At 71.5% G+C, this 12,927-nt stretch carries 9 protein-coding genes and 1 pseudogene; 5 read left to right on the top strand and 5 right to left on the bottom strand.

Translation table 11 applies throughout. The features are described 5' to 3' along the window. The first annotated feature begins 65 nt into the window (after nucleotides 1–65). Nucleotides 66–773, top strand: a complete 708-nt coding sequence (locus JOD52_RS01595) for a lysoplasmalogenase family protein (protein ID WP_237738762.1) — start codon at nucleotides 66–68, stop codon at nucleotides 771–773. Nucleotides 774–812: 39 nt separating this feature from the next. Here the strand turns inward: JOD52_RS01595 and JOD52_RS01590 are convergent, their stop codons facing one another. After that, the gene (locus JOD52_RS01590) at nucleotides 813–1,718 is read right to left on the bottom strand and encodes an alpha/beta hydrolase fold domain-containing protein (protein WP_204408593.1); all 906 of its coding nucleotides are present in this window, start codon (nucleotides 1,716–1,718) and stop codon (nucleotides 813–815) included. 151 nt (nucleotides 1,719–1,869) lie between these two features. On the opposite strand from JOD52_RS01590, the gene mtnN reads away from it, so the two are divergent. Both mtnN and JOD52_RS01580 read left to right on the top strand, forming a co-directional pair. Then, nucleotides 1,870–2,628, top strand: a complete 759-nt coding sequence (mtnN, locus tag JOD52_RS01585; protein ID WP_204408592.1) for a 5'-methylthioadenosine/S-adenosylhomocysteine nucleosidase — start codon at nucleotides 1,870–1,872, stop codon at nucleotides 2,626–2,628. Nucleotides 2,629–2,953: 325 nt separating this feature from the next. Further along, entirely contained in the window at nucleotides 2,954–4,750 is a 1,797-nt protein-coding gene (locus tag JOD52_RS01580; protein WP_259843247.1) for a BCCT family transporter, read from the top strand. 82 nt (nucleotides 4,751–4,832) lie between these two features. On the opposite strand, the gene JOD52_RS01575 is transcribed toward JOD52_RS01580, so the two are convergent. Further along, nucleotides 4,833–5,774: an NAD(P)-dependent oxidoreductase gene (locus JOD52_RS01575; RefSeq protein ID WP_204408590.1), complete on the bottom strand. Its 942-nt coding sequence runs from the start codon at nucleotides 5,772–5,774 to the stop codon at nucleotides 4,833–4,835. A gap of 57 nt (nucleotides 5,775–5,831) precedes the next feature. On the opposite strand from JOD52_RS01575, the gene JOD52_RS17390 reads away from it, so the two are divergent. Next, on the top strand, nucleotides 5,832–7,721 hold the full coding sequence (locus JOD52_RS17390) for an alpha/beta hydrolase (protein WP_275579065.1): 1,890 nt from the start codon (nucleotides 5,832–5,834) through the stop codon (nucleotides 7,719–7,721). A 90-nt stretch (nucleotides 7,722–7,811) separates the two neighbouring features. Here JOD52_RS17390 and JOD52_RS01565 read toward each other — a convergent pair whose 3' ends face one another. Continuing rightward, the gene (locus tag JOD52_RS01565; protein WP_204408589.1) at nucleotides 7,812–8,696 is read right to left on the bottom strand and encodes a rhodanese-like domain-containing protein; all 885 of its coding nucleotides are present in this window, start codon (nucleotides 8,694–8,696) and stop codon (nucleotides 7,812–7,814) included. Nucleotide 8,697: 1 nt separating this feature from the next. After that, entirely contained in the window at nucleotides 8,698–9,954 is a 1,257-nt protein-coding gene (locus tag JOD52_RS01560) for an endonuclease/exonuclease/phosphatase family protein (protein ID WP_204408588.1), read from the bottom strand. 129 nt (nucleotides 9,955–10,083) lie between these two features. Between JOD52_RS01560 and JOD52_RS01555 the strand changes: the two genes are divergently transcribed. Continuing rightward, nucleotides 10,084–11,043, top strand: a complete 960-nt coding sequence (locus JOD52_RS01555) for an NAD(P)-dependent oxidoreductase (RefSeq protein WP_204408587.1) — start codon at nucleotides 10,084–10,086, stop codon at nucleotides 11,041–11,043. A 171-nt stretch (nucleotides 11,044–11,214) separates the two neighbouring features. Here the strand turns inward: JOD52_RS01555 and JOD52_RS01550 are convergent. Then, nucleotides 11,215–12,886 (bottom strand): annotated as a pseudogene (locus JOD52_RS01550) (FAD-binding dehydrogenase). Nucleotides 12,887–12,927: the final 41 nt, after the last annotated feature.

The following is a 12,927-nucleotide window of genomic DNA, read 5'->3' as shown; positions in this document are numbered from 1 at the left end:
AAACGTGCCCCGGCCGGACGGGATTCGGCCTTATATCCGGCAACGGGCTTTCATAATCTTGCTGGGTGCCCCCGAGACGCGTCCCCCAGTTCGTGCTGTGGGGGATCTATGCCCTGGTGGTCCTGGTCCATCTGGGATCCCTGCTCGCAGGCGGGGGGATGGTCCAGCGCGTCACCCAGCCGATGTTCGCGCTGCTGCTGATGGCGATCATCCTGGTCTCGGCCCCGCTGCGGAACCGCACCGTCGCACTGATCATCGCGGGGCTGTTCTTCGCGTGGCTCGGTGACACGCTGCCACCGTTCCTCCCCGACGCTCTGCGGCCGGGTGCCGTGGTGATGTTCCTGATGGCCCTGGTGCTGTACTGCGTGGCCCTGGCACCGCTCTGGGCGCGCAACCGCGATCCCCTGCGCCTGGCGCTGGCGATCCCCTACGCCGGTGTGGTGATCGGCCTGTTCGTGGCCTGCGCCGACGGCGCCGGCGAGATGATGCCGCTGGTGGCGCTGTACGCGATCGTGCTGGCGGCGATGGCGTTCCTTTCCTCCGGCGGCAACGGCCTCACCTGGATGGGTGGGACGCTGTTCCTGCTGTCCAGCTCACTGCTGGCGATGGATTGGTTCCTACCCGGGGCCGCGATCCTGCTGAGCACCGTGTGGGTGATGCTCACCTACGCGCTGGGGCAGGCGTTTCTGGTCGCCGGGATCCTGCGGATGGTCCCCTCCCGCGAGTGCGAGGTGCCCGCGCTCGGCGCGGAGCTCGTCATCGTCGAGGGGTGACGGGAGGGCCTTCCCTCAGTGCCGGGGCGAGGGCAGTCCTCAGCTGCGGGGCGGGGTCAGCGCGCGGGCGATCAGCTCGCCCTGCTCGCGGTGCAGGCGCTCGAGGTCCTCGCCGCGGCGCTGCACCAGCTGCAGGCCCAGACGGCCGTTGATCTCCCGGTAGGTCACCGACAGACCGTTCTCCTCCAGCTGCAGCTTGGCCACGCGCACGTCGGAGAGGAACAGGTCCCGCGTGCCCACGCTCAGGTGCACGGGAGGCAGGCCCTCCAGGCTCGCGTTGATCGGGGAGAGGTCAGGATCATCCAGAGGCGTGCGGCCGGCGTAGGCGCGGGCCGCTTCGCGCAGCATCCGCCGCTCGTGCACCGGGTCCACCTGATCGGTCTCGGTGATGCCGGCGTTGGCCAGCTCCAGGTCCAGCCACGGTGACATGGTGATCAGTGCCGCAGGCGCGGGGATCTCGTCCTGCTCGCGCAGGCGCCGGGCGATGGCGAAGGCCAGTCCGCCACCGGCGTGCTGACCGCTGAGCACCCATGGGCCGGCGGTGAGGCGCCCGTCGGCGGCGAGGGCGTGCAGGACGCCCTCGGAGTCCTCGCGGGCGACGGGGTGGGTGTGGTCCGGGGCGGTGCGGTAGTCCACCATCAGAGCGGCGCAGTCCAGGCCGTCGGCCTGCTTGGACAGCCAGGTCCAGTCACTGGGGAACGGGCCGGACACGTACGCGCCGCCGTGCAGGTGCACGATCAGGCCACGGTCACGGCGGTGGGCGTCCAGCCACACGCAGCGGGTGCGGCCGATCATCTCCACGTCCACCGCGTGGCGCTTCTGCACTGCGCCGGGCGGCAGTGCCCGGCGTGCCTCGCGCAGCGCATGGTTGGTCACGGCCGAGGGGATCGGCACCCGGCGCACGGTGCGGGCTCCCACCACCACGGCGTCTCGGATGCGTCCCATTGCTGACTCCTAGCCGCGACCGCGCAGGTCGCCTCGTCGAGGGGTGTCGTACGCGGCCAGCCTAGCGAACCGGCCTCTCCCCGCCCTGGGCGCGCCCGGACCCGCCACGTGCGCCGCCGGTGCCCAGCGCCTGGGCGGGTAGCCTGCCTGCATGACGACGCCCTCCCCCGCCCCGCTCCTGGTCCTGGTCGCTATGCCGGAGGAGGCGGCCCCGCTCGAGGCCCGCCTGCAGGGCGCCGAGCAGCTCGCGACCCCCTTCAGCCCTTTCGTCACCGAGGCCGGGATGCGCGAGGTACGGGCGGTGCGCGGCACCCTCGCAGGCCGACCCACCGTGGTCGTCACCAGCGGGATCGGGATCGCTGCGGCGAGCACCGCCGCCACCTGGGCAATCCTCGAGCACCGTCCCGCCGGCGTGGTCGCAGCCGGCTCCTGCGGCGGTCTCGCTGCCGACGTGGAGGTGGGGACCCTAATCGTGGGCGATGCCTTCACCTGGTCCATCGCCGACGCCACCGCCTTCGGCTACGAGCCCGGCCAGGTGCCCGGTTCCCCCGCCCGTTTCGAGGCCGACAAGAGCTGGGCCGACGCCGCCGAGCAAGCCGCCCTCGGCTCGGTCGACGGCGCCACTGCGGTGCGCCGTGGGCTGATGCTCTCCGGTGATGCGTTCGTGACCGCCCCCCTGGCCCAGCCGATGCGGGAGCGGTTCCCCGGCGCACTCAGCGCCGACATGGAAACCACCGCCACCGCACGCACCGCTGCCTCGCTCGGGGTGCCCTTCGTGGCGCTGCGCGCGGTCTCGGACCTGTGCGGTCCCGCTGCCGATCAGCAGTTCCACCTCGAACTGGACCTGGTGGCGGAGATCTCCGCCCGCGTTGTCGAGCAGTTCGCCGTGCAACTGCCTGCGGCAGCGTGAGCCACCGCGCATCCTTCGTGTGAAACTGACAACCCCGGCCCCGGTCCCGTTAGTTACTCGCCGTTCAGTAGACTTCTCGGGTTGACCTGCAGTTTCTCCCCCCACCCTGCAGTTTCTCCCCCCACCAGGGGCTCGCACGACTCAGGGGCGGATCCTCCTGGGCCTGCACTAGCGCGTGGGTGACCCCGTAAGGTGCTGGCGAGCCTCGTGACCCGCAGATGTGCCTCGACCTGCGAGCCCGGGGCTTTTCCCTGCCCCTCCACCGGAACGAGTGATCGTGTCGGCCTCGACTGCCACCCCGCCCCCTGTCCAGCCCCGTGACCCCGTGGACGATTCACAGAACCGTCGGCCGCAGCAGTACTCCCTCGCCAAGGGGGTGTTCGGCGTCACCGCCGCGGTGGTGGCCATCGCGATCCTGTTCGCGCTGTTCCTGCCCACGGTGTTCTCCGATGTCATTTCCACCCTGAACTCCACCGTGGTGGACTCCATCGGCTGGTACTACGTGCTGCTGGTGACCGGCTTCGTGGTGTTCTCGATCGTGGTGGCCGTGAGCCGCCTGGGCAGCATCAAGCTGGGCCGCGACGACGACGAGCCCGAGTACGGCCTGCTGTCCTGGTTCGCGATGCTCTTCGCCGCCGGCATGGGCATCGGGCTGGTGTTCTGGGGCGCAGCGGAGCCGCTGACCTTCTTCGCCTCCGAGGGTGGGATCCCGCCGAACGCCGCCCACCTGGACGCCCCGGCCCGCGCGCAGCGCGCCATGGGTCAGACCTTCCTGCACTGGGGCCTGCACGCCTGGGCCATCTACGTGGTGGTGGGCCTGGCGATCGCCTACTCCGTGCACCGTCGCCGCCGCCCCGTCTCCATCCGCTGGGCGCTGGAGCCGATCCTGGGCAAGCGCACCGACACCTGGATCGGCGACCTGATCGACATCATCGCCCTGGTGGGCACCCTGTTCGGCATCGCCACCTCACTGGGCTTCGGCGTCAACCAGATCGCTGCGGGCCTGGACCACCTGGGGCTGCTGCCCAACTCCGCCGGTGTGCAGGTGGTCATCGTGCTGAGCGTGACCGCGCTGGCCACCATCTCCGCCGCTTCCGGGGTGGACAAGGGCATCAAGCTGCTGTCCAACCTCAACCTGGGACTGGCGGCGCTGCTGCTGGTCGCCGTGCTGATCCTGGGCCCCACCCTGTTCCTGCTCCGCGACGTGGTCCAGAACATCGGCTACTACCTGCAGCACTTCCTCGAGCTCTCCTTCCAGACCCTGCCGTTCATGGGCGATGAGGGGGCCAGCTGGATCTCCGGCTGGACCACCTACTACTGGGGCTGGTGGATGTCCTGGTCGCCGTTCGTGGGCGTGTTCATCGCCCGCATCTCCCGCGGCCGCACCGTGCGCGAGTTCATCACCGGTGTGCTGCTGGTCCCCACCCTGGTCACCATCATCTGGTTCACCGTGATGGGTGGCACCGCCCTGTACAAGAGCCTGTTCGAGGGCGTGGACTTCACCGGTGAGGACGGCACCATCGATGCGAACACCGCCCTGTTCGACACCCTGTCCACCCTGCCGTTGGGCACGGTGCTCTCCGGCATCGCGATCGTGCTGGTGACGATCTTCTTCATCACCAGTGCCGACTCCGGTGCCTTCGTGATGGACATGATCGCCCACCGCGGTGACCCGAACCCGCCGCGCCTGACCCGCATCTTCTGGGCCTCGGCCTCCGGTCTCATCGCCGCCGCCCTGATCTGGGCCGGCTCCGCCTCCGGCGCCGAGAGCGCGGGGATGACCGGGCTGCAGGCCCTGGCACTGCTGAGCGCCCTGCCGTTCTCCGTGGTGATGATCGGCATGTGCATCTCCACCTGGATCGCCCTGTCGCGCGAGGTGAAGATCATCCAGCGCCTGGAGCTGCGCATACGTCAGCGGGAGTTCGTGGAGCGCTACTCCGACCAGCTCACCGGCACCGTGAGCGACCGCGTGAGCGCGGACCTCGCCTCGCAGGTCGATGCCCGGGTCCAGGAGCAGGTCTCGGCACGGCTCGACGAGCATGCGGCCACCACCTCGGAGCAGACCGGGCCTGTCGCGGAGGGCGAGCAGCCCCGACGCAGCAGGAACCCGTTCCGCCGCTGATCCACGAGCGCATCCAGCGCATGAGGAAGGGCCGGACCCGGCATCACCGCCGGGTCCGGCCCTTGTCGTTCCCCGCCCTGTATCAGCGGTCGGCGAGCTGCACCACCTCTCCGTCGCCGTCCAGTGCCAGCAGGTTCTCACGGATGCGCTCATCGGCCCCCACGGGGCGTCCACCGGCGGCATGCGGGGTGATGAGCAGGCGCGGTGCATCCCACAGCGGGTCCTCTGCCGGCAACGGCTCCGGGTCGGTGACATCCAGGGCGGCGGCCCCGAGCGTCCCGCCCTCGAGGGCCTCCCGCAGCGCCTGCTGGTCCACGGTGGTGCCGCGGCCCACATTGATCAGTACGGCGTGGTCGGGCAGGGCCGCCAGCACCTCGGCGTCGATCATGCCGCGGGTGGCCTCCCCGCCGGGCAGGATGTCGATCAGGATGTCCACCTCGGGCAGGGCCTTGAGCACGTCGTCATCGGCCAGCACCTCGAAGCCGGCGCGCTCCCCGGCGCTGCGGGCCGCGCCGCGCACCTCGGCACCCAGGGCCGCCAGCACCGGGGCGAGGGTCTGCCCGATCTGGCCGAAGCCCCAGATCAGCACCCGAGCCCCGACCAGGGAGGTCATCCGGCCCTCCGGATTCAGCGGCTGCATGCCGCCGAGCTCGTCGGACCATTCGTGGCGCTCCTGGGCGTCCCTGGCCTCGGGCAGGCGCCGCAGGATCGACAGCAGCAGGCCCAGCGTGTGCTCGGAGACGGTGAGGGAGTGCAGGCCGGCACCGGTGGCGATCTGCACGTCATCGGCGAAACCGGCTTCGAGGATGCCGTCCACGCCGGCGGCGAGGGACTGCACCAGCCGCAGGTCGTGCAGGTTCTCCACCGCGGAGGCGAGGTGGCGACGGGAGGCGCCCCACACCACCAGCACCTGGGCGTCGTGGTGCTCGGTGGGGATCTCGGCGCGGGCGTCGATGGTGACGGCCTCCCAGCCCTCGGGCAGGTCGGGGTCCAGATCAGTGGTGTCGGGCAGCAGGATCTTCATGCGTCCAGGCTACGTCGCGCCTCTGGCGTGGCGGATCAGGTCAGATAGCCTGCGGCCATGGTTCTCGGCCTCGGTACAGCCGTCACAGGGATCGGACACGCTGCCAGGGGTGTCGCCTCGGTGCTGCGCGGCGCCGGCCGCATCACAGGACAGCAGGTCAGACGCACGGCCCTGCGCGCCCCGCTGGACACCGGCGGGTTCCTGGGGGCCTCGGCCGCCTCCTGGATCGCGACATCCCCCAGCCTGCTGCCGCGCACCTGGTGGATGTGGACAACGAACTTCGGCTTCTCCCAGATCTACGGGTACGCCACCGGGGCCCTCACCGCGCATCTGCTGGCGCGTGGCACCCGGGCACTGGGCCTGGAGGTCCACATCACTGCGGAGCGCAGGCGCCGGGCCCGCCTGCTGGGCGGGGCGGCGCTGACGGGGATCACCGCGTACTCCTGGGTGCGCGGGGTGCTGCGGCAGCGGGAGATCAGCCATCTGGTGGAGCAGGAGCCCAAGAACCTCGCCACCCACGTGGTGGGCACCGTCGCCGGGGTGGGAGCGAGCATCGGCGCGCTGCTGACGGCCCGCGCGGTGCTCGCGACCGCCCGGATGTACCGGGCACTGCTGCGCCCCTACCTGCCACCGCGTGTGGTCGGGGTGACCTCCCTGCTGCTCACCGTGGCCACGGTGGCCCTGGTGGCCGAGCGGGTGGTGCGCGGAAGGATCCTGGAGCGCGCCATCGAGCGCGCCGAGGCCACCAACCTGTGGATCTCCCCGGACATCGCCCCGCCCACCTCGCCGTTGCGCTCCGGCAGCCGCGACTCGCTGGAGGAATGGACGGCCCTCGGTGCGCAGGGCCGTCGCATCGTCTCCTTCGGGGCCGACGCCCGACTGATCTCCGAGACCACCGGTGCCCCGGCGATGGAGCCGATCCGGGTGTACGCGGGGAAGTCCTCCACCCGCAGCCTGGATGAGGCGGTGGACGCTGTGCTGGCGGAGCTGGACCGCACCGGTGCCTGGGACCGCGAGGTGCTGGTGCTGTTCACCGGGACCGGCACCGGCTGGCTGCAGGAATGGTCGCTGTCGGCGATCGAGTTCCTCACCGGCGGCAACTGCGCCACCGCGTCCCTGCAGTACTCGGTGTACACCAGCGCCCTGAACTACATCCTGGACCGTCGCGGTCCCCAGCAGGCCGGTCACCAGCTGTTCCACGCGGTGAGCCGGCGCCTGGAGCGCATGCCGCGCACGCAGCGCCCCCGCCTGTTCGTGGCCGGGGAGTCGCTGGGGTCCTTCGGTGGGCACGCCGCGTTCCGGGACCTGCCGGACATGCTGGCCCGGGTGGACGGCGCCGTGTGGAGCGGCACCCCCGGCTTCACCCCGATCTGGCGGGAGCTGGTCGCGAAGAGCCGGCCCGGCTCCCCCGCGATCGCCCCGATCCTGGACAACGGTCGCCATGTGCGGGTGGTGACGCGGCCTCGCGAGCTGCATCAGGACTACTGGGGCGGTCTGTACGAGCCGTGGCAGTCACCGCGCATCGTGTACGCCCAGCACCCCTCGGACCCGGTGGCGTGGTGGGAGCCGTCCCTGCTGTGGGAGGAGCCGGCCTGGCTGCGTGAACGCGTGGGGCACGACGTCACCCCGGCGATCCGCTGGTTCCCGTGGATCACGTTCTGGCAGATCGCGGCGGACATGCCGCTGTCGATCAAGGTCACTGCCGGTCACGGCCACGCCTACCACGAGGAGCTCGTACCGATCTGGGCCGCGGTACTGGGCACGGACGGTGCAGGGGGCGCGACGGGCGGGGACACGGCGACGGGCGAGGACAGTGCGGTGGGCGGGCCCGACGCACCGGGCGGAGCCGACACACTGGGCGGGGCCGCCGCGATCGACCCGGCCGAGCAGCGCAGGTATCACCGCCGCATCGTCGAGGCGATCAGGGCGCTGGGGCCGGCGGACTGACCGCCCTCGGCGTGAGCTGGCGCGAGGTCCGGCCCCGGGCCTCCGGTCGTCTCGGGCTACCGGGCTCCGGGTGTCTCGGGCTACCGGGCCTCAGGGGTTCGGGCCGGTGGCGACCTCGCGGGTCGTATCGGCGCTCCACTGGTACCAGGAGCCGGGGAACAGGCGCACGCCCTCGTAGCCTGCGCGCTGCAGGGCCAGCACGTCATGGGTGGCGGTGACCCCGGAGCCGCAGTACACGATCACGTTCTCGTCCGGTCGCACTCCGGCGGCGGCGAAGCGCTCCCTCAGCTGCTCGGCGTCCAGGAAGCGGCCCGCCTCGTCGGTGTTCTGGGAGAACGGCAGGTTGATCGCGCCGGGTACGTGGCCGGCACGGGGGTCCACCGGTTCCGTCTCGCCGCGGTAGCGCTCGGGGGCGCGGGCGTCGATCACCAGGGCGTCCCCGGTGGCCACCTCGTCGATGGTGGCGATCGCGGTGTCGGGCCAGGGCCGGGCGGGGACGGTGCCGGGCTCGGGGCGCACATCATCGGTCTCCCGGTCTCCGTCCCAGGCGGAGAGGCCACCGTCCAGGAGTGCGGCGGGGTGCCCGAGGGCGCGCAGCATCCACACCAGGCGGGAAGCCTGGGAGCCGTCGGTGTCGTCGTAGGCCACCACGATCGTGCCCTCGTCGATGCCGGCCGCCTGCAGGGAGGCGGCGAAGTCCTCCGGCTCGGGGAGCGGGTGGCGGCCGCGGCCTTCCTGGGCGTGAGCGGCCAGTGCGGTGGGCAGGTCGATGTACACCGCGCCGGGCAGGTGCCCTGCGAGGTAGGTGTGGTGTCCCTTGGAGCCGTCCAGCGCCCAACGCACGTCCACCAGGCGCACGGGTGCGTCGGTACCGGCCTGGACAGCGCCGCCCAGCAGCTCATGCAGTTCAGCGACGTCGATCACCGGGGGCAGGCCGCCGATGCGCACGGACTCGCGCTGCGTCGAAGCGTTCACGTCACAGGCCCCGGATCTGGAGGTCCACGCGCACCAAGCGGTGGTCGGAGGTGGGGAAGGGGTAGGTGCCGGTGAGCTCGCTGCCGGCCTCGCCCGCCTTCGGCCAGTACACGGCCGAGGCCACCGCCTGGAGGTCCTTGGACGGCAGCACGTAGTCCACGCGGATGTTGCCGGGGCCGGGCACGTCGGAGAAGTCCGCCGTGTCGTAGCGGGGATCGCCCTTGTGGTCGCTGTTGGCGCCACCCTGGGCCTGCGCGGCCTCCACCGCTCCGGCGCTGGCAGGCTTGGTGTCCCGCACCCGGGGGTGCTTCAGCAGCTGGTCGATCGCGCCGGGCCAGGAGTCGCCGTCCGTGGGGTCGGAGTTGTAGTCACCGGCGATCACGAAGGACTCGCTGGGCTGCAGACCACCAGTGGTGCCGGAGTCGTCCACGATCCACCGGGAGGCCTTGCCGGGGCGCAGGTAGTCCGCCCACAGGCGGATCTCGTCGTGGTTGCGGCGCCCGTTGCGGTCCTCAGGGCCGTCGAAGCTGGGCGGGGTGGGGTGGGCGGCCAGCAAATGCACCTTCTTGGAGCCGATCTGGATCGGCACGTCCCAGTGGGACTTGGAGCTCAGTCGCAGCTGGGCGGCGATCTCGGTGCCGTAGTAGCTCTCCGGGATCAGGTTGCCGGGCATGGAGGACCACAGCAGGTCCTGGAAGGTGCGGACCTCGCGGGTGAGGATCGGGTAGCGGGAGAGCACGACCATGCCGTACTGGCCCGGGAACAGGCCGAAGCCCCACGCGTCGTCCGGGCCGCCCACGGTGCCGTCCCGGTTCAGGTCCAGGCCGCTGGGAACACCGGTGTTCACCGGTGCGGTGTACGCGTAGTGGTAGTACACAGGGGTGCGCCCGTTCTGACCCACCTCGAGGTAGTTGCGGCGGAACAGGTCCACCGCACGGTGCTCGGCGTCGTAGTCGAACTCGTTGATCAGCAGCACATCGGGGTTGTTGATCTGGATGACCTCGGCCACCGCGCGGATCTGCGGGTCCTGGCCCGTCTCCAGATCGGCGAGCAGACCGCCCTCCACAGCACGGTTCAGCGAGGCGTTGAACGTCGCGAACCGCACGTTGGTGGAGCGACCACGGCCTGCCGGTCCAGCACCGGGCTGGGCGGCCGGGGCGGGGCCGGATGCTGCGGCGTGGGCGGCGCCTGCGGGAAGACCGAGGCCTGCAGCAGCGGCGGCGGTGAGGGCACGACGGCGGCTGATCGTGGGAGACATGACCCCCATTGTGCACGGCGGGCCTGGGGCGCGACACCCCTGTGGACAGCCGCCGACACCGGGTGCACCGCCGCATCCGCCGCATCCGCCGCAGTGGCCAGGTGTCGGTGCTGGTGAGAGACTCGGGGCATGAGAATCGCGTTTCTGGGAACCGGCCGCATGGGCACCGAGCTCGCCCTGCACCTGCTCGCCGACCACGAGCTCACGGTGTGGAACCGCACCGCCTCCCGTACGGAGCGCCTGGCCGAGGCCGGTGCACAGGTGGCCGCCACCCCCGGTGAGGCTGTCGTGGGCGCTGAGGTGGTGGTCAGCTCCCTGTTCGGCCCGGATGCCGTACGGGAGACCATCACTGGTCCCGGCCTGATCCCCGCCGGGGTGCCGTGGGTCGATACCACCACCGTCTCCCCTGCTGACGCCGAGGAGTTCGCTGCGGCCGTCCCCACCTACGTGGGGGTTCCCGTGATCGGCACCCTGGGCCCGGCCCGCGCAGGGAAGCTCGGCGTGTACGTGGGCACCCCGGACGGCGCTCTGCGCGATCGAGTACTGACGTTGGTGGCGCCGTGGGCGGATCCGGATCGGCTGCGCGGGGTGGACAGCGCCGCGAAGGCCGCCACCGGCAAGCTGCTTGCCAACCTGGCCCTCGCGGTGAGCGCGCAGGGACTGCGGGAGGCACTGGCCCTCGGTGAGGCCACCGGCACCCCGGCCGAGGACGTGCTGGACATGCTGGGCTCGACGGGCCTGGCGTTCATCGCTGGGATGAAGGGGCCGTTCGTGCGCGGTGAGCGCGGCACCGAGGGCGGTGACTTCACGGCCGATGCGATCGCCAAGGACGCCCGGCTGATGATCGACACCGTCGCCGCCGGCACCGGCTCCTCCACCGGCTCCAACTGCTCCGACAGCTCCGACAGCTCCGGCAGCGCTGACGGCTCCGACAACGCTGACGGCTCCTCCCGCACCTCGCGCCCGGGCTCCGACCTGCCGGCCGTGAAGGCCGCACTGGCATCCCTGGATGCCGAGATCGAGGCCGGTCACGGGGATCACGACTTCTCCACCATCCTGCTGCCGGGAGCCCGCGCCACAGGAGAGTGACCGAGCCCGGCCCGTCGATGACCTCCACACGCGCGCCGTAGCCCTGGATCTCGGGAGCGGGTATATATCGGCACGCTCTGCCACCATCGTCGCAGCGTGCTCATATATGCCGGTTCTCGACCGCCGGCATCCCCGTTCCCTCACCTGGCTCAGGCGGTGGAGCGGGGTCTCTCATCGCAGGTCGGCGACGATAGCCCGGCCGGCCTCCCGGCCCGAGAACAGGCAGCCGCCCAGGAACGTGCCCTCCAGGGCGTTGTTGCCGTGCACCCCGCCGCCGCCGAAGCCGCTGGCCTCCCCCGCGGCGTACAGGCCGGGCAGCACCTCCCCGCCGTCCGGGCCGGCGCGCTGGACGCGGCCGCCGAGGTCGGTCTCCAGACCGCCAAGGGTCTTGCGCAGCAGCACGTGCAGCCGCACCGCGATCAGGGGCCCTGCCTTCGGGTCCAGCAGGCGGTGGGGGCTCGCGGTGCGGATCAGCTTGTCGCCCAGGTAGCGGCGGGCCCCGTGGATCGCGGTGACCTGGGAGTCCTTCGAGAAGGGGTTGGCGATCTCCGCGTCGCGGGCCCGGATGATCCGCTCCAGGTCCGTGGCATCCACCAGGTCCTCCCCTGCCACGGCGTTCATCTGCTCCACCAGGTCCGGCACGGTGGTGGCCTGCAGGAAGTCCTCGCCGTGGTCCAGGAAGGACTGCGCCGGACCGGGGACACCAGGCTTCACCCGCCCGGCGACCTGCTTCCAGTCGCGGCCGGTGAGATCAGGGTTCTGCTCGCTGCCGGAGAGGGCGAACTCCTTCTCGATGATCTTCCGGGTGAGCACGAACCAGGAGTGGCCGTACCCGGTCTCGCGCAGCAGGCGCAGGGTGGAGGTGGTGTCGAAACCGGGGTAGGCCGGGGCGGGCAGGCGCCGGCCGCGGGCGTCGACCCACAGGGATGAGGGGCCGGGCAGGATGCGGATGCCGTGGCCGCGCCACACCGGGTCCCAGTTGCGCACGCCCTCGGTGTAGTGCCACATGCGGTCGGCGTTGATCCAGCGCGCGCCGGCGGCAGCGGCCAGCTGCATGCCGGCGCCGTCAACGCTGGCAGGCACGCCGTGCACGAAGTCCTCGGGCATGGTGCCCAGATGGGCAGGCCACAGGGACCGCACCAGCTCGGCGTTGCCGCCGATGCCGCCGGTGGCGATCAGCACTGCTGCTGCTCGGTGCTCGAAGGTGCCGGTGACCTCACGGTTCGAGGCGATACCCCGTTCAGTGTGGTCGGCGGCGAGCACCTCGCCGCGCACCCCGGTGATGCGCCCGTCCTCACTGATCAGCTCGGTGACGGCGTGGCGGGTGGCCAGGTGGATGCGCCCTGCTTCGCGGTGCTGGGCGATGCGGCGCGCGAAGGGCTCGACCACGCCCGGCCCGGTGCCCCAGGTGATGTGGAAGCGGGGAACGGAGTTGCCGTGGCCGTCGGCCCGGCCGTCGCCGCGTTCGGCCCAGCCCACGACGGGGAAGATCCGGTGGCCCATCTGGTGCAGCCAGGCGCGCTTCTCTCCGGCGGCGAACTGGAGGTAGGCCTCGGCCCAGCGGCGCGGCCAGTGGTCCTCGGGGCGGGAGAACGCGGCCGAACCCATCCAGTCCTGCCGGGCCAGCTCCAGACTGTCGCGGACCCCGCAGCCGGCGCTGCTCGGGGGTGTCGATCATGAACAGGCCGCCGAAGCTCCACCAGGCCTGGGCGCCCAGGTCCTGCTCCCCTTCGCGCTCCAGCAGCAGCACGGTACGACCAGCGTCGGCGATCTCGGCGGCTGCCACCAGGCCTGCGAGCCCGGCTCCGACGACGATCGCGTCGAACTCTCGTTGTGCTGCCATCACTGCGTCCTCGCTCCCGCGCACACGGCGCTCGGTCCTGC

The sequence above is a fragment of the Brachybacterium muris genome, assembly GCF_016907455.1.
In the GTDB taxonomy this organism is placed as follows: Bacteria; Actinomycetota; Actinomycetes; order Actinomycetales; family Dermabacteraceae; genus Brachybacterium; species Brachybacterium muris.
This window is presented reverse-complemented; position numbering and strand designations above follow the sequence as displayed.